The 16330-nt window shown below is 64.7% G+C and carries 13 protein-coding genes; 7 read left to right on the forward strand and 6 right to left on the reverse strand.

Features of this window, described 5'->3' with window-relative positions; genetic code table 11:
* Positions 1–21 precede the first annotated feature (21 nt).
* On the forward strand, positions 22–948 hold the full coding sequence (locus ACE3TY_RS16230) for a DMT family transporter (RefSeq protein ID WP_374654828.1): 927 nt from the start codon (positions 22–24) through the stop codon (positions 946–948).
* 46 nt (positions 949–994) lie between these two features.
* On the opposite strand, the gene ACE3TY_RS16235 is transcribed toward ACE3TY_RS16230, so the two are convergent.
* Both ACE3TY_RS16235 and purD read right to left on the reverse strand, forming a co-directional pair.
* Positions 995–1600, reverse strand: a complete 606-nt coding sequence (locus tag ACE3TY_RS16235; protein WP_374654830.1) for a glutathione S-transferase N-terminal domain-containing protein — start codon at positions 1598–1600, stop codon at positions 995–997.
* 12 nt (positions 1601–1612) lie between these two features.
* Positions 1613–2890 (reverse strand): phosphoribosylamine--glycine ligase, encoded by a 1278-nt coding sequence (purD, locus tag ACE3TY_RS16240; RefSeq protein WP_374654900.1) that lies wholly within the window; start codon positions 2888–2890, stop codon positions 1613–1615.
* Between the two features lie 60 nt (positions 2891–2950).
* Here purD and xseA point away from each other — a divergent pair, with 60 nt between their 5' ends.
* The 3 genes from xseA (at position 2951) to ACE3TY_RS16255 (ending at position 6533) form a co-directional block, all read left to right on the forward strand.
* The gene (gene xseA / locus ACE3TY_RS16245; protein ID WP_374654832.1) at positions 2951–4453 is read left to right on the forward strand and encodes an exodeoxyribonuclease VII large subunit; all 1503 of its coding nucleotides are present in this window, start codon (positions 2951–2953) and stop codon (positions 4451–4453) included.
* Positions 4450–5259, forward strand: coding sequence for a M23 family metallopeptidase (locus ACE3TY_RS16250; RefSeq protein ID WP_374654834.1), 810 nt, complete (start codon positions 4450–4452; stop codon positions 5257–5259). The genes xseA and ACE3TY_RS16250 overlap by 4 nt, the downstream gene beginning before the upstream one ends.
* 74 nt (positions 5260–5333) lie before the next feature.
* Positions 5334–6533 carry a hypothetical protein gene (locus ACE3TY_RS16255; RefSeq protein WP_374654836.1) on the forward strand — a complete coding sequence of 400 codons (1200 nt, stop codon included), beginning with the start codon at positions 5334–5336 and terminating at the stop codon, positions 6531–6533.
* A 153-nt stretch (positions 6534–6686) separates the two neighbouring features.
* Here the strand turns inward: ACE3TY_RS16255 and ACE3TY_RS16260 are convergent, their stop codons facing one another.
* The gene (locus ACE3TY_RS16260) at positions 6687–7385 is read right to left on the reverse strand and encodes a pyridoxamine 5'-phosphate oxidase family protein (protein ID WP_374654838.1); all 699 of its coding nucleotides are present in this window, start codon (positions 7383–7385) and stop codon (positions 6687–6689) included.
* Between the two features lie 117 nt (positions 7386–7502).
* On the opposite strand from ACE3TY_RS16260, the gene ACE3TY_RS16265 reads away from it, so the two are divergent.
* Positions 7503–8999: a PLP-dependent aminotransferase family protein gene (locus tag ACE3TY_RS16265; RefSeq protein ID WP_374654840.1), complete on the forward strand. Its 1497-nt coding sequence runs from the start codon at positions 7503–7505 to the stop codon at positions 8997–8999.
* Positions 9000–9012: 13 nt separating this feature from the next.
* Entirely contained in the window at positions 9013–9834 is an 822-nt protein-coding gene (locus tag ACE3TY_RS16270) for a C13 family peptidase (protein ID WP_374654842.1), read from the forward strand.
* Positions 9835–9892: 58 nt separating this feature from the next.
* Here ACE3TY_RS16270 and ACE3TY_RS16275 read toward each other — a convergent pair whose 3' ends face one another.
* Positions 9893–10369 (reverse strand): DUF1203 domain-containing protein, encoded by a 477-nt coding sequence (locus ACE3TY_RS16275; RefSeq protein ID WP_374654844.1) that lies wholly within the window; start codon positions 10367–10369, stop codon positions 9893–9895.
* Between the two features lie 148 nt (positions 10370–10517).
* Here ACE3TY_RS16275 and ACE3TY_RS16280 point away from each other — a divergent pair, with 148 nt between their 5' ends.
* The gene (locus tag ACE3TY_RS16280) at positions 10518–11369 is read left to right on the forward strand and encodes a GyrI-like domain-containing protein (RefSeq protein ID WP_374654846.1); all 852 of its coding nucleotides are present in this window, start codon (positions 10518–10520) and stop codon (positions 11367–11369) included.
* 414 nt (positions 11370–11783) lie between these two features.
* Here ACE3TY_RS16280 and ACE3TY_RS16285 read toward each other — a convergent pair whose 3' ends face one another.
* Both ACE3TY_RS16285 and ACE3TY_RS16290 read right to left on the reverse strand, forming a co-directional pair.
* On the reverse strand, positions 11784–15287 hold the full coding sequence (locus ACE3TY_RS16285) for an LAGLIDADG family homing endonuclease (RefSeq protein ID WP_374654848.1): 3504 nt from the start codon (positions 15285–15287) through the stop codon (positions 11784–11786).
* Positions 15288–15480: 193 nt separating this feature from the next.
* Positions 15481–16296 (reverse strand): alpha/beta hydrolase, encoded by an 816-nt coding sequence (locus ACE3TY_RS16290; RefSeq protein ID WP_374654850.1) that lies wholly within the window; start codon positions 16294–16296, stop codon positions 15481–15483.
* Between the last annotated feature and the right edge of the window lie 34 nt (positions 16297–16330).

Consider the following 16330-nt stretch of genomic DNA (forward strand, 5'->3'; position numbering starts at 1 on the left):
GCTTGCGATAGCAGGCGGGCCATGACAGACACGACCCTCAGCCCCCACAGCCAATCCGCCACCCGCCGGGCCACCCTCATTGGCGCGATTGCCGTCCTGTTGTGGGCGACTTTGGCGCTGTTCACCTCGTCGACCGGCGCGGTGCCGCCCTTCCAGCTGATGGCGATGACCTTCGCCATCGCCTTCCTCTTCGCTTTCCTGAAGTGGCTGCGCGATGCGCTGACGGTTGGACGCGGCGCCTTCGCGTTCCTGAAACAAGCCTGGCCGGTCTGGGCCATCGGCATCGGCGGGCTGTTCCTCTATCACTTCTTCTATTTCGTGGCGCTCGACCATGCGCCGGCGGTGGAAGCCAGCCTCATCGCCTATCTGTGGCCGCTGCTCATCGTGCTCTTCTCGGCGCTGCTGCCGGGCGAGAGGCTTTATTGGCAGCATGTGGCCGGTGCCGTCATCGGCATGGGCGGCGCCGTGCTCCTCATCCTCGCGCGCGGGCCGGGTGGCGATGCGAGCCAGCCGGCTGGCGACATCGTCGGCTATGGCGCGGCGCTGGCCTGTGCCTTCACCTGGTCGACTTATTCCGTGCTGTCGCGCCGCTTCGGCTCGGCGCCCACCGATCTCGTCGGCGCCTTCTGCGGCGTCACCGCCCTCCTCGGCTTCATCAGCCATTTCGCCGTCGAGACGACAGTGTGGCCGGCCGACCTTTGGGAATGGCTCGCCATCGTGGCGCTGGGCCTCGGGCCCGTGGGTGCCGCCTTCTTCGTCTGGGATTACGGCGTCAAGAAAGGCGACATCAAGGCCCTGGGCGCCATCTCCTACGCCTCGCCACTGATCTCCACCCTGCTCCTCATCGCCACCGGCAAGGCCAATGCGACGATGGCCGTCCTGCTCGGCTGCCTCGCCATCGTCGGCGGCGCCGTGCTGGCGGCGCGCGATCTCTATATGAAGAAGTAGGGCAAATCCCCCTCTCCCTTCAGGGGGAGGGACCAGATCGAGACTCTCACTCGAAGGGCAGCGTGCTCTTGAGCGAAGGGCGCTCGGATATCGCCTCGTGCCATTTCGTCAGATTCGGCCGGCCTTTGCGCCAGTCTTCCGCCTTGAAACGGAAGTCGAAATAATCGAGCACGATGGCGATGGTGAGGAGGCCGATGTCGAAGCCCTTGGCGAAAGCCAGCGCTTCGCGTTCCAGCTGGTCGAGGCCCTGATCCATCTTCAGCTTCTGGCGCACGATCCAGGCCGGCGATTGCTCGTTCGCGGGCCGACGGTTTTCCATCATGCGCAGGACACCCGCATCGGCCATCCCGTTGGCGAGCGCTTCCTGGCGCAAGGCGGTCCAGCGGGCGGGACCCGTGGCCGGAAAGATCCTGGCGCCCGAATGCCGCGCGTCGAGGAACTCACAGATGACGTGCGAGTCATAGAGCGACGAACCATCTTCCAGCACCAGGGCCGGCACCTTGTTCAAGGGATTGTCCTTGCCAATATCGCAAGTGGGATCGGCCGTTACGGTCTTGATCAGCTCGATATCCTTGTCCTGTCCCGTTTCCAAGGCGACGACGCGCACCTTGCGCACGAAGGGGCTGGTGGAGGAATAGCGCAGCTTGAACATCGACTTCTCCTGTCAGGAACGAGTTATCGCGCGATGGGCGATGTCGCGGCGGCAGAAGCCGCCCGGCCAATCGATGGCATCGACGGCTTGATACGCCAGTTTCTGCGCGGCCTTCACATCGGGCGCCACCGCCGAGACGGCGAGGACGCGGCCGCCAGCCGCCATGACGTCGCCCGCCGCATTGAGCCTGGTGCCGGCATGGAAGACGACGGCCCCCGGAATCCTCGCCGCCGCATCGAGCCCCTTGATGGGCGTGCCGGTCTCGGGTTTTCCGGGATACCCCCTGGCCGCCATCACCACGGTCACGGCGGCGCTGTCATGCCAGCGCAGATCGAAATTGTCGAGACCGCCGTCGCGCGCCGCCATCAAGGCCGGCAGCAGATCGGATTTGAGGCGCAGCATCAGCACCTCGCATTCCGGATCGCCGAAGCGCACGTTGAATTCGATGAGCTTCGGCCCGGCCCCGGTCACCATGATGCCGGCAAAGAGCACGCCCTTGAACGGGCGACCTTCGAGCGCCATGCCAGCCACGGTCGGCCGCACGATCTCGTCCATGATGCGCCGCTCGATCTCGGGCGAGGCCACGGGTGCCGGCGAATAGGCGCCCATGCCGCCGGTGTTGGGACCGGTATCGCCATCGCCGACCCGCTTGTGATCCTGGGCGGAGGCCAGCGGCAAGGCGTGCGCGCCGTCGCACAGCGCGAAGAAGGAGAGCTCCTCGCCATCGAGGAAGTCCTCGACCACCAGCTCGGCGCCCGCCTCGCCGAACTGCCGGTCGCGCATGATGGCATCGATGGCGGCCTCGGCTTGCGCATGGGTCTCGGCGATGACGACACCCTTCCCCGCCGCGAGGCCATCGGCCTTCACCACCACGGGCAAAGGCAAGGTGTGGGCAAAGGCCTTGGCCGCCTCGGGATCGCGGAAGCGTTTATAAGCGGCGGTGGGCACGCGGTACTTCGCCGCGATGTCCTTCATGAAGCCCTTGGAACCTTCGAGTTCGGCGGCCTTCGCGCTGGGGCCGAAGGTGGCGATGCCGGCCGCCTCCATCGCATCGGCAAGGCCCGCCACCAGCGGCCCCTCGGGCCCGACGATGACGAAATCCACGGACCTTTCCTTGGCGAAAGCAACCAGAGCGGGGATATCCTCAACCGCGATGGGGGCACATTCGGCGATTGCGGCGATGCCGGCATTGCCGGGCGCGCAATAGAGCTTGTCGCAGAGCGGCGAGGCCGCGATTTTCCAACACAAAGCGTGCTCGCGGCCGCCCGATCCCACCACCAGAATGCGCATCGATTTTCGGTCCAATTTGGCTTACCCAGATGCGCCTCCGATACCATAGAATGGCGCGTCATGACAGATTTCGATTCGATTCCAGAAAGTCCCCCGCCGCCCGGCCACAATGCCGGCGAACTGACCGTTTCCGAGCTTTCCCAGGCGATCAAGCGCACGCTGGAAGGCCGGTTCGAGCGTGTGCGCGTGAAGGGCGAGATTTCCGGCTTCAAGCGCGCCGCCTCCGGTCATCTCTATCTGATGCTGAAGGACGAGAACGCGGCCCTGAAATCGGTCTGCTGGAAAGGCAATGCGGCGCGCCTCGGCATCATTCCGGAAGACGGCATGGAGGTGATCGCCACCGGACGTATCACCACCTATGGCGACCGCTCGGAATATCAGCTCGTCATCGAGCGGCTGGAACTGGCCGGCATCGGCGCCCTCCTCAAGATGATCGAGGAGCGAAAGAAGAAGCTCGCCGCCGAAGGCCTGTTCAATGCGGAGCGCAAGCGGCCCCTGCCCGTCCTCCCCACTATCATCGGCATCGTCACCTCGCCGACCGGTGCCGTCATTCGCGACATCCTGCACCGGCTCGGCGATCGTTTCCCCCGCCATGTGCTCCTCTGGCCGGTCTTGGTCCAGGGCGAAGGGGCGGCAGCCCAGGTCGCCGCCGCCATTCGCGGCTTCAACGCGCTCGAACCCGGCGGCGCGGTGCCGAGGCCCGACCTCCTCATCGTCGCCCGCGGCGGCGGCAGCATCGAGGACCTGATGGCCTTCAATGAAGAGATCGTCGTTCGGGCGGCGGCCGAGAGCGCCATTCCGCTCATCTCCGCCGTCGGGCACGAGACCGACACGACGCTCATCGATTTCGCCTCCGACCGCCGCGCGCCGACACCGACGGCGGCGGCTGAAATGGCGGTGCCGGTGCGGGCCGAGCTCATCACCATGCTGGGCGAGATCGGCCATCGTTTGAGCAGCACCGTCAATCGGCGCCTGGGCGAAGCGCGGCTTGCCATCGAGGGATTGGCGCGCGGCATCCCGGAACCGATGCGCCTCATCCAGGAGAAGGCGCAGTCGCTCGACGGCTGGCTGGAGCGCTGGGCCAATGCACGCCTGCCCTATTTCCGCCGCCGCGAAGATCGCGTGGCGCAATTGCGCGCCGAGCTGAAGACACCGCATCAGCAATTGGCGGAAGCACGGAGCGCCATCGACCTTGCCGCCAACAGATTGGGTGCGGCCTTCAACCTCGCGCTGGAGCGCCAGCATCGCGGATTGGAGCGGATCGGCAACGGACTCAACCCGCGTTTGCTGAGCGAACTGGTGGCGCGCAAGCGCACCGCGCTCGATCATCTGGGGCAATTGCTCGACAGCTATTCCTACGAGAAGGTGCTGGAGCGTGGCTTCGCCCTGGTGCGCGATGCCGCCGGCAAGCCCGTGCTGACCGCCGCTGCCGTCAGCAGCGGCGATACGCTCACCTTGCAGTTCCGCGACGGCTCAGTCGATGCCGTCGCCGGCGGCAAAGGGCCGGAGAAATCGAAGCGCAAGACAACCCCACCCACCGGACCGCAAGGATCGCTGCTGTGACCCCGCGCATCTTGCTGGCAATCGCGCTCATGCTGTCCATCGCCACGCCGGCGCTTGCCATCGATCTCAAAGGCCATCTCGTCCCCGGCGGCTTTGCCGTGGGCAAGGCGGAACCGGGCGCCACCGTGCTGCTCGGTGACAATCCGGCGATGGTCGGTGCCGACGGCACTTTCGTGATCGGCTTCGGGCGCGACCAGGGGACGGAAGTCCAGCTGACCGTGATCCACGCCGACGGCCACACCGAGCAGCAGATGCTCGGCATCGCACCGCGCACCTATGAGATACAGCGCATCGATAAGCTGGATCAGAACATGGTGACGCCGGACCCGGCGACGGAAGCGCGCATCAAGGCCGACCAGGCCAAGGTCAAGACGGCGCGCGCCAATCCGTCCGAGCGGCACGACTTTCTGCAAAGCTTCATCTGGCCGGCGCAGGGTCCGATCAGCGGCGTCTATGGCAGCCAGCGCATCTTGAACGGGACACCCAAGGCGCCGCATTTCGGCACCGACATCGCAGCACCCGAAGGAGCGCCTGTCGTCGCCCCCGCCGACGGCATGGTGCGCCTGGCCGAGACCGGCTTCTATCTTACCGGCGGGACGATCATCATCGACCACGGTTTCGGGATTTACTCCAGCTATCTGCACCTAAGCCGGGTGGATGTCGTGCCGGGAGAGGATGTGCGGCAGGGCGATCTCATCGGCGCCGTCGGCAAGACCGGGCGGGCGACGGGACCGCATCTCCATTGGGGCCTCAACTGGAATGAAACGCGCCTCGACCCCGCCCTTCTGGTCCCGCCCATGCCTTAGGCGACATGACGCCTGCTTGACGACTCGAGGTCAGGCCGCATACTGGCCGTCTTCCTAACCTGGGTATTTCTGCCATGAACGAGATCGATGAACTGGTGGACTGGATCAGCAATCCGCCGATCAATCGCGGCATGGTGCCCTATGTCCTGGTGCTCAATCTGGAGGAATTCACCCGCAGCAAGGAGGGCATGGAATTCCTCAAGGCCTTTGCCGACCGGCTGGACGAATATTTCTCGGGCCGCGGCTGCCGGCTTTATCGCCTGAGCCTTGCCAGCCTGGTGATGACGGTGGCCGATCAGGAGGTGCTGGTCTCCGGCATCCTTTCCGACACCAAGCTGCAGCTCCTGCGCATGATCGGCCGGCAATTGCCGGACTATTTCGGCGCCGTCGATGTCAATCGCATCACGCAGATCATCGATCTGCGGCGCGACCGGCAGCGGGCGCTCGATCTGGTGCGGCGCCTCGCCGCCCAGGCCGCCAATGTCGATCAGGTCTCGCACATGATGGACATGCTGCTGCTCGAGCACATCACCAAGATCGAGAGCGCCTATCGGCAGCTGGGCGATGCGCGCTTTGCCGACCTGTTCCTCAGGAGCCAGCAGATCGCCATCTATGAGGAAGGCAAGCCGCTGCATCCCGTGATGAGCGAGTTCTTCGCCAGCATGGCGGCCCTGCGGCAGCATCTGCTGGTGGGCGTCGACATGCGGCACAATAAGAACGTCTTCAACCAGATGACGGTGACGCTGGACCGCATCATCCTCAAAGCCATCGAAGGCATCAAGCGGCCGGAGCAGCGCGCCTCGCTCAACATCAATATCGAGAGCGTGTTCTCGAGCGATTTCGAGACGTTCGAGAAACGCTCGTTGAATTCGCTGCGCCGTTTCAATTTCGAGTTCCGCATCGGCGACATCATGCAGAACTTCAACGAATTCCTGGCGGCCCGCGACCTCATCCAGGGTCGCGGCGGCACGGTCGCCGTCGATGGGCTGCTGCCGTCGCTGGTCAATGTGATCGACCTTGCCCAGCTCAACCCGAACATGGTGAAGGTTTTCTGGCAGCCCGGCATTGGGCCGGAACTGCTGCGCCGGCGCGCCTATTTCGACAAACTGCGCCAATCCGGCGTCGTGCTGGCTCTCGCCCGCGTCGATGACGAGGACGGCTATCTGACGGGCCGCGACCTCGGCTTCGGCATGTTCCAGGGCTATCACATCGACAAGCTGCTGAGCTCGCCCGCCCCGGTGCCGATGTCGGAATATCGCGGGGTCGGGCGGTAGGGGCGGCCAAATCGTTGGGCGGCGCAACTAAGCCTCTCCCCCCGCGGGAGAGGCGGCGAGCGTTAGCGAGCGGTGAGGGGGATCTATCGGCCAGTTTCGCTCGATCCACCCCCTCACCCCTACCCTCTCCCGCGAGGGGAGAGGGAGTGATAATTAGTCGGCAAGATTCGCCGTCAGCAATTCATCAAACCTGACGCCCGGCGCGTAGCCGGTGAGACCCTTCGGGAAGCCGACGCCTGCCTTCAACAATGGATCGGCGATCGCCTCGCCCACTGTCTGATGGATCGGAATGATTCCGGCCCAGACATCGAGGTCGTAGTCGGGCTCGTCATCCTTGGGCGGGCCGGAGCGGGTCTTGGCCGAGGCTTCCTCGATCTCCATCGCGATCACGGTGGTGCCCTTCAGCTCCTGCTTCTCATTGGGGCGGATCTCGCCGCGGCGGCCCGGATAGAGGCGGTCGATGAAGAGGTCGAGCTGATCGGATTCCTCCTTCGGATCGTCGACGAGCCTTGCCGTGCCGAAGGCCATGACCGAGCGGTAGTTGATCGAATGGTGAAAGCCCGAGCGCGCCAGTACCAGCCCGTCGAGATGCGTCACCGCGACACAAGCCGGCACGCCCTTCTCCTGGAAGCGCAGCATGCGGCTGGCGGCGGAGCCATGCCAATAGAGCGTGCGGCCCTGGCGCCAGAAGGCCGTGGGCGTCACGAAGGGCTGTCCGTCCATGATATAGCCGATATGAGCGATGAAGGCGGCGTCGAGGATGGCGAAGACGGTGGCTTCGTCATATTTGCCGCGCTCGTGCAGGCGTTTGACGCGGCTGCGGTCGGTCGGCGTAAAGCTTGAATCGGGCATGGGCTTCCGGCTCTCGGCTAGGGGAGGGATCTGTGGCACCGACTATCGCCAATAAAGCGGTTCCAGGAAAAGAACCAAAATGCAATAATCTTTGATACCACTTTGGAGATGCCTCCCATGCCGCGTCCGGCCGGAATCGGCTCGCTGCTCGATATTGCCCTCGACGAGGATGCCGCGGCGCCGCTGTTCCATCAGCTCTATGCGCAGCTGCGCCAGGCCATTCTGGGTGGGCGCCTGCGGCCCGGCGAGAAGCTGCCGGCAAGCCGGGCGCTGGCCGGGGAACTCGGCATTTCGCGCAACACGGTGCTGGGGGCCTTCGAGCAATTGGCGAGCGAAGGCTATCTGATCATGCGCGGCGGTTCCGGCACTTATGTCGCCGGCGATCTGCCGGACCGGACGCCGGAAGGCGCGCGGCCCATCGGCCGGGCCGCTGCCGCGCCGCAGATGGCCCGGCGCAGCACGATCCTGCTGCGGGCGCCGCGCACGCGCGTGGAACCCGCCCGCGCCAGCCTTGCCCCCTGCTTCGCCCCGGGCTGGATCGACAGCGGCGACTTCCCTTTCGCGCTCTGGTCGCGGCTGCTGGCCAAGACCTGGCGCCAGCCGATGCGCGCCATCGTCAATGGCGGCGACCCTGGCGGCTATCCGCCCTTGCGCGCGGCCATCGCCGATTATCTGCGCCAGGCGCGCGGCATCGATTGCGCGCCCGACGACGTGCTCATCGTCAGCGGTATCCGCCAGGCCGTGGATCTCACCTGCCGCCTGCTGCTCGACCCGCAGGACAAGGTCTGGGTGGAGCGGCCGGGATTTCCCGGCATCGGCGCCGCCATCGCCGCTTCGGGCGGCAGGCTCGTCCATGTCGCCGTGGACGAAGAAGGCCTCGACGTGACAGAAGGATTGCGCCGTGCGCCCAGGGCGCGCCTCGCCTGCGTCGCCCCATCGCATCAGTACCCGTTGGGAATCGTGATGTCGCTGCAGCGGCGCCTGGCACTGCTCGCCTGGGCGCGCAAGGCCAAGGCATGGGTGCTGGAAGACGATTACGACAGCGAGTTCCGCTATACCGGCCGGCCGCTCGCCGCCCTGCGCAGCCTCGACGAAGATGGGCGCGTCATCTATGTGGGCACGCTGTCGAAGCTGCTCTTCCCTTCCTTGCGCATCGGCTATCTGGTGGCGCCGCCAGCCCTGGCCGCCGCCTTCCGCAGCGCGCGGGCCGTGGTCGACGATCAGCCGGCCATGGCGACACAGCCGGCCCTCGCCGAGTTCTTTGCAAGCGGGCATCTTGCCGCCCATGTGCGGCGCATGCGCCAGACCTATGCCAGGCGCCAGCAATTGCTGCTGCAGGCGGCGGAGCGGCATTTCAACGGGCGGATCGTGCTGAAACCGGATACCGCAGGGCTGCATCTGGTCGGACGGCTGGCGGACCCGGCCCTGCGGCGCCAGGGTGATGCCAGAATCGCCGAAAAAATCGCCGCTGCGGGCGTGACGGTGTCACCCCTCTCCGCCTATGATGTGACACCGAAGGCCGGGCAGGACGGTTTGATGTTCGGTTACGCCGCCGTGCCCGATGCCCGCATCGAGCCCGGTGCCAAGGCAATCGCGGCAGCCCTGCGATTGTAATTAGGAAATGAAGATGAACATGCGCACTTTGAGAGTTCTGATACTGGCAGCGGCGGCATTCGCTTCAGGTGCCTGCCAAAGTGGACAAAGGCCAGTCGCGGCCGCGGCACCCGTGGCGGCGCCGGTTGCAGCCGAACCGGCTCCGGCGGTCTCCGCATTGGCAAGCGAACCGGTGCCATCGGCGCAGGCCGATTGGGGCGCGCTCTTCATCGCGGGCGATCATTCCATCAAGGCTTTCGACAATGCGACACGGCGCTTCTATGCCATCATCGACCGCAAGCCGGACGTGAATCTGAGCCGCCTCACCTCGGACCCCAGCATCGCGCCGTCGGAAAATGAGATCGCCGATATCGGAACCATCGACGCCGCCCTGGGCTACGTTACCAAGACGCAGCGGGAAAAATGCCTGGTCTTCATGACCTCGCACGGCAGGCGCGACGGTTTCTATCTCAGCCAGGTGAACGGCACGGGTGCCATCCTGCCGCCGCGCGTGCTCGACCAGTGGCTCGACAATCATTGCGGCCTGCGTCCCACCGTCGTCATCGTTTCCGCCTGCTACAGCGGCGTCTTCCTGCATGACGGCATGGAGCAGCCCAACCGCATCATCCTCACGGCCGCCCGCGACGACCGCGCCTCCTTCGGCTGCGGTGCGGGCGAGACCTATACATACTTCGACAAATGCCTGCTCGATTCCTGGACCTGGGCCTATACCTGGACGGAACTCTATGGCCGCACCAGGGCCTGTGTCGCGGAGCGCGAAACGGAACTGGGTGCCACGCCTTCGGAACCGCAGGCGTTTTTCGGCGGCGATGTCGCAGGTCTCGAAATGCCCTGAGCGAAGGGCCGACACCTCATCTTGTCATCCCCGCTTTCGCGGGAATGACAACAGTGGCTCACGCGCGCTCGATGCGGCACTGGAAGCAGTTGTTGTAGGCCGAGCGCGCATGGACATAGGCGACATCCTGGCGGGCGAGGATTTGCGCGGCGGTTTCGTTGATCTCGGCCGGCGGCACCAGCTGGCCGGTGCCGTAGACGATGCGGTCCTGGGCGTTGTAGCCCTTCAGCAGGAACAGCTTGCGCACTGCAAAGACCGGCGGCAATTCGGCCGTTTCCGGACAGCGCGGGCATTGATCTGCATGGAGAAAGACCGGGCCCGTCTCGGCATAGGGTTGCGGGCTGGGGAACGGACGATAGTTGAGAATGAGATAGGGCTCGCCGGCGGCCACATCCTGCTGGCAATGACGGCAGGGAACGCCATCGCCATCCGAGATATGGCGTTCGGGCACCTGGCCGTTGGCATCCGGGGCACCCGCCTGGTAGGCGCGGGCGATGTCGGTCGGCATGGATACGAATTTGACACTTGCGGTCATGGCAAAGCTCCGGGTCAATAGGGTGACCGGATAGTGTCCGCGGCCGCCGTCGCGCGCTATCCGGAGCTTGCGCCTGGAAACAGCAAGAGCGATCAAATGAAACATCGAACGGCTTGGCATAAGTGAAGTGGCCAAGTGAGATACGTAGATGAAACCTGTCGACAGAGCCTTGTGGTATATCGAAAGCCACTTTCGCGATGACATCTCGCTGGATGACATCGCCAGGAATGGCGGCGTATCCCGCTTTCATCTGTCGCGGGCTTTTTCGGCCGCGACCACGCATTCCGTCATTGGCTATCTGCGCGGCAGACGCCTGACGGAGGCCGCCAAGCGGCTTGCCGCTGGCGCGCCAGATATCCTCGATGTGGCGATCGAGACCGGCTACGGCTCGCATGAGGCCTTCACCCGTGCCTTCCGCGACTTCTTCGGCAAGACGCCGGAAGAGGTGCGGACGCACGGAACCCTCAACGACCTTTCATGCCTGGAGCCCATTCGAATGGACGATATCAAGACCATCGCCCTGCGCGAACCCCGTTTCGAAGAAAAACCGGCGCGCCTTTTCGTCGGCATCAACGACAGGTTCAGCAGCAGCAATGTCGCCGGCATTCCCGCATTGTGGCAGCGCTTTAGCGCCTATTGGGAGGCCATCCCGCATATTGTCATCGGCGCCGCCTATGGCATCTCTCACACCCATGACGGCAGCGGCAATTTCGACTATATGGCGGGCGTCGAAGTGACCGATTTCACCGACGTGCCGCCGGAACTATTCCGCCTGCGCGTGCCGGCGCAGCGTTACGCCGTCTTCAGCCATGACGGGCACATCTCCGACATCCGCAGCGTCTGCCACACGATCTGGAACAAGTGGCTGCCGGCCTCCGGCTTCAAGGCAGCCGATACGCCCGTGCAGGAACGCTATCATTCCCGTTTCGATCCGAGGGCCGGATTCGATCCGACGACCGGCCTCGGCGGTTTCGAAATCTGGCTGCCGGTCAAGGCTTAGGTCTGGACGCCACGAACCCTTCCTATACTCGTCATGGCCGGGCTTGACCCACGGCTGTCCACTGGTGCCGCATGATAGCGTGGATCCCCGGGCCAAGGCCGAGGACTATCGCATGTACCCAAGTTCGTCATGCCCGGACTTGATCCGGGCATCAGGATTGACTGGGCCCTATTCTTCGGCTGCTGGCAAATCCCCGGGTCAAGCCCGGGGATGACGACCAAAGAACGCCACATACGCTAGCCATGGGGCCAGGCCCGAGGATGACGGAGCTCACTAAGAAAGCAACTCGTGGGTCCTCCACCTTCGCGGAGGATGACGAGGTGGCTATCGGTGTGTTGGTGCAGCCCGCCTTGATGTCCATGACGTTGTAAAGTCCGGATCGTCATCCGTCGTGCGATGACACCTCGTGCAAGCTCACCCGCACTTACTGTAGCCGCAGGAGGTGCAGAGGTCGCAGCCTTCCTGGCGGATGATCGAGGGGGAGTTGCATTTGGGGCAGTGGGGCAGTTTGCGCCCCCCCGCGTCGCCATTGCCTTGGCCGTCGGCGAGATTGGCGACTTTGCGCGCGACCATGCGTTCGATTTCGGCGCGGTCCTGGGCCGGGTCGGGCAGGAAGCCGATGGCGATGAGGTGGCGTTCGATCACTTCGCCGATGGCAGCGAGAAGCGAGGGCACATAGCGGCCACCGACCCAGGAGCCGCCCCGGGGGTCGAACACGGCCTTTAGCTCCTCCACCACGAAGGAGATATCGCCACCACGGCGGAAGACGGCCGAGATCATGCGCGTCAAGCCCACCGTCCAGGCGTAATGCTCCATGTTCTTGGAGTTGATGAACACCTCGAACGGCCGGCGGCGCCCGTCCTGGATCACGTCGTTGATGGTGATGTAGATGGCATGGTCGCTTTCCGGCCAGCGCACCTTGTAAGTAGCACCCGGCAGCGCCTCCGGCCGGTCGAGCGGCTGGGTCATGTAGACGACGCCGCCCGCTTCATAGACATCCTGGGGCTTGGGGGCATCGAGGCGCACGGCCTCGGATTGCGGGGTGACCTTATGGGTGACCAGCGGCAGTTCGGCCTGGGGTTTGGGCGCCTCCTTCTTCACTTCGAGGACGGACCCGGTCACGTCGTTCGGCCGGTAGGTGGTGCAGCCCTTGCAGCCAAGCTCATAGGCTTCCGTGTAGACGCTTTTGAATTCCTCGAACGACAGATCGACCGGGCAGTTGATGGTCTTGGAAATCGAGCTGTCGATATGCTTCTGCACCGTCGCCTGCATCACCACATGGTCGTGGGGGGAGAGCGACTGGGCGTCGACGAAATAATCCGGCAGAGCTGCGTCCTCGCCCTTCAAGCGGTGGAACAGGCGGTAGGCGAAGTCGGTCACCTCCTCCGCCTGGCGTGTGCCATCGGGCATCAGCACATGCCTTGTGTATTTGAAGCTGAAGACCGGCTCCAGCCCCGAGGACACGTTGTCGGCAAAGAGCGAGATCGTGCCGGTGGGAGCGATCGAGGTCAGGAGCGCGTTGCGGATACCGTGCCTGGCGATCGCCGCCTGCACGTCCTTGTCCAGGGACTGCACCGTCTCGGAAGCCAGGAACTTCTCACGCTCGAAGAGGGGGAAGGCACCCTTCTCGACGGCGAGTTCGGTCGAGGCGAGGTAGGCTGCGCGCGATATCGCCCGCAGCCATTCGTCGGTCAGCTTGATCGCCTTGGGCCCGCCATAGCGCGCCTCGCACATGATGAGCGCATCGGCAAGTCCGGTAACCCCCAAGCCGATGCGGCGCTTGTTCCGCGCTTCCGCCGCTTGCGCCTCGAGCGGGAAGTTGGAGACGTCGATGGTGTTGTCCATCATCCGCACGGAGACCCTGACCAGCCGGTCAAGGGCCGTGAGATCGAGATGGGCTTCCGCCGTGAACGGCTCCTGGATCAGCGTGGTTAGGTTGATCGAGCCCAGCAGGCAGGCGCCATAGGGTGGCAAGGGCTGCTCGCCGCAATTGTGCACGATGAAGCCGTTGGCATCGAAGGCATTGATGCCGGGAATCTGGACATCGAAGACTTCTTCCGCGCCCACGGGTTCGAGCGACGCCACCCGCGCCACGAACCGTTCCCGGTTGTGGCGGCGCTTGTAGCCGCCGAGCGACCGCGCGAGTTTTGCCGCCTTTTCCGTGTCGGAGAAGCCGATCAGGTCGCCATAGCGCTGGATATTCTCGCCGCTGACGACAAGCTCGTGGTCGGCCGCGCATTCATAGAGGGCAGCCTGCCTCGCGGCATCCGGCAGAAGGCGCGGGCCGGCCGGGCGCCGCTCCCGATAGATCTGCGACACGATCCCGAGGCGCTGCAACATGCGCTGGACGGCTTCAAGACGCGGCAGGTCGGATTGCGACAGGCGGATGCTGACGCCTTTCTCCTGGCTGCCTTGAACGGAGCCGTCGGCATCGAACAGCCCGCGCAGGAAGCCGCGATAGAAATCGCTCGAACAACGCTCAAGTGCCGGGGTAATCGCCTTATCGCCGGGCGCGAGGTCGAGTGAGGCGGCGAGTTCGCCAAGTGCCGCGAGGCTGAGGCGCCGTTCGCCCCGGCCGGGGACCGCCATCCACCCCGCAAAGTCGCCGCCGCGGGCAAGCTTCCGTGCAGCCTGCTCGGCGTCCGCCATGATGCCTTCCGTGCCCGGCCGGGCATAGCCGCCGTTCACCGCCTGCGCGCCCGGCCAGACCGAAAGCACGGCCTTGTCCGCCTTGAGCGTGCCGTCGCCGACGAGCAGGCCGAGCAGATAGCCTTCGTCGCGCCCATGGGCGCCGGCCCAGACGGCGCAATCGCGCTGATCGGCCAACACCACTTCGTCGCCGGGGCACAGATCGCCCGCCTTGGTCCATTCCGTCTCCAGCCGGTAGCGGCTCGCGGCACGAACCCGCTGCACCGGGTGGTCCGCCGTGAGGCGGAGCGACGGGCCCGCCTCGGTCGCAAGCCGGAAGACAGGCTTGATGCCGGTGGAGAAAAATCCCGCCTCGCCACTGCGATAAGGCCGGCCGTTGACGAGCGCCGTGAACGGCCGCCCGATCAATGTCATGACCTGGCGGGGTCCGTCGACGGTCTGGACCCATGCTTCGCCGGTGACGCAGGGGTTGGTGGCGCTGATCGATTCACAATAGCGCAGATTGTTCTTCTGGTTGATGCGGTCGATAAAGATGACGCCGGGCTCGGCATAGGCATAGGTCGCCCGCATGATGCGGTCCCACAGTTCGCGCGCCTGGACGACGCGGTAGGTGGTGCCGCCGAACTTCAGTTCCCAGGGGGCATCGTCCTTCACCGCCGCCATGAAGGCGTCGGTGACGAGGACCGAAAGGTTGAACATGCGCAGGCGGCCCGCCGTCTGCTTGGCGTCGATAAAAGCTTCAATATCAGGATGATCGCAGCGCAGGGTTGCCATCATGGCACCGCGACGGTGACCGGCCGACATGATGGTTCGGCACATCGCGTCCCAGACATCCATGAAGGTGAGCGGGCCGGACGCATCCGCCCCCACGCCCTTCACCGGCGCCCCCTTCGGGCGCAGGGTGGAGAAATCATAGCCGATGCCCCCGCCCTGCTGCATGGTCAGCGCAGCCTCGCGGAGATGGGCGAAGATGCCGCCCATATCGTCCGGAATCGTGCCCATGACGAAGCAGTTGAACAGGGTCACGGTCCGCTTGGCGCCCGCCCCGGCGAGGATCCGGCCGGCGGGCAGGAATTTGAAATCGGCCAGCGCCTCGGCGAAGGTTTCGGTCCACTTTTCCCGCGCGGCAGGCGCCTCGGCCTCGGCGAGGGCCAGGGCCACGCGCTGCCAGCTATCCTCGATGGTCTTATCCAGCGCGACGCCGTCCAGCGATTTCAGCCGGTATTTCATGTCCCAGATCTGTTGGGAAATCGCGGCAACCTGCGCCATCTTAAGTCCGTTCCTTATGCCGAAGATCGAGCCAGCCAGTTAACCACTTTCCAGGGGTGACCGTCAATTGGTGTTCTGGATTTATTCTCCCGGAAGTATCCACAAGGATGTACCTATATGTATTTGATTTTTAATTATTAAATCAATCAAATCACAGTTCGCACGGACTGTGGATAAACTTGTCCACCCTATCCTACCCTTCCCCATCTCCGAGGCTCTCGAGAAAGGCCAAAACGCGGGCCGGCATGCCGTGCTGCATGAGGTCGTTATGGCCGGCGGCGGCGGGGAAGAAGCCCTGCTTGGGTTCCTTTGCCGCATCGAAAACCATGCGCCCGAAATAGGCCGGCGTGGTGCGGTCGAGGTCGCCATGGATGAGCAGCAGCGGCTTGCCTATACGATCGATCTTGGAGAGCGTGTCGAACTTGTCCCGCACCAGGGCATCGAAGGCGAGGTAGCGGTAGCGCTGGCGTGCCGAACGCAGGATGGAGGCGAACGGCGCTTCCAGGATCACTGCCCGGGCCGGGCGCTCGATTGCCATCTGGGTCGCCACCGCCGCGCCCAGCGATTCGCCAAAGAGGATCAGCCGATCCGCCTTAACGTCCTGACCTTGCAAGAAATCCAGCGCCGCCCGCGCATCGGCGTAGAGTCCTTCCTCGGTGGGGTCCCCCGGATTGCCGCCATAGCCGCGATAGCCGACAAGCAGAATGCCGTAGCCGGCGGCGGCGTAAGGAACGATGCGCTCGACGCGGCCGCCGTGATGGCCGGCATTGCCATGGAAGTAGGCGATCGTGCGGCCATCCGGTCGCGCCGGCGGCAGATACCAGGAAACGATATCGAGCCCGTCCGCGGTCCGGTTGGTGACCGTTTCCAGCCCCCGCGGGGCCGGATAATCGGCGATGGCGGCAAGCGCCGGATCGGGATGGAAAACGATCTTGCGCTGCATGGTGTAGAGCAGGATCAAGGCGCCGAGATAGAGCGCCGCCAGCGCGACCAGGATACCCCACAGCATTCTCAAAACCCCCGGCAACCAGGAAGACAAATCC

The sequence above is a fragment of the Dongia sp. genome (assembly GCF_041918875.1).
Lineage (GTDB): Bacteria > Pseudomonadota > Alphaproteobacteria > Dongiales > Dongiaceae > Dongia.

Bases quoted from the DNA above. Each gene is read 5' to 3' on its own strand.
- ACE3TY_RS16230 (WP_374654828.1), top strand. From the start codon at position 22: ATGACAGACACGACCCTCAGCCCCCACAGCCAATCCGCCACCCGCCGG.
- ACE3TY_RS16235 (WP_374654830.1), bottom strand. From the start codon at position 1,600: ATGTTCAAGCTGCGCTATTCCTCCACCAGCCCCTTCGTGCGCAAGGTG.
- purD (WP_374654900.1), bottom strand. From the start codon at position 2,890: ATGCGCATTCTGGTGGTGGGATCGGGCGGCCGCGAGCACGCTTTGTGT.
- xseA (WP_374654832.1), top strand. From the start codon at position 2,951: ATGACAGATTTCGATTCGATTCCAGAAAGTCCCCCGCCGCCCGGCCAC.
- ACE3TY_RS16255 (WP_374654836.1), top strand. From the start codon at position 5,334: ATGAACGAGATCGATGAACTGGTGGACTGGATCAGCAATCCGCCGATC.
- ACE3TY_RS16260 (WP_374654838.1), bottom strand. From the start codon at position 7,385: ATGCCCGATTCAAGCTTTACGCCGACCGACCGCAGCCGCGTCAAACGC.
- ACE3TY_RS16265 (WP_374654840.1), top strand. From the start codon at position 7,503: ATGCCGCGTCCGGCCGGAATCGGCTCGCTGCTCGATATTGCCCTCGAC.
- ACE3TY_RS16270 (WP_374654842.1), top strand. From the start codon at position 9,013: ATGAACATGCGCACTTTGAGAGTTCTGATACTGGCAGCGGCGGCATTC.
- ACE3TY_RS16275 (WP_374654844.1), bottom strand. From the start codon at position 10,369: ATGACCGCAAGTGTCAAATTCGTATCCATGCCGACCGACATCGCCCGC.
- ACE3TY_RS16280 (WP_374654846.1), top strand. From the start codon at position 10,518: ATGAAACCTGTCGACAGAGCCTTGTGGTATATCGAAAGCCACTTTCGC.
- ACE3TY_RS16285 (WP_374654848.1), bottom strand. From the start codon at position 15,287: ATGGCGCAGGTTGCCGCGATTTCCCAACAGATCTGGGACATGAAATAC.
- ACE3TY_RS16290 (WP_374654850.1), bottom strand. From the start codon at position 16,296: ATGCTGTGGGGTATCCTGGTCGCGCTGGCGGCGCTCTATCTCGGCGCC.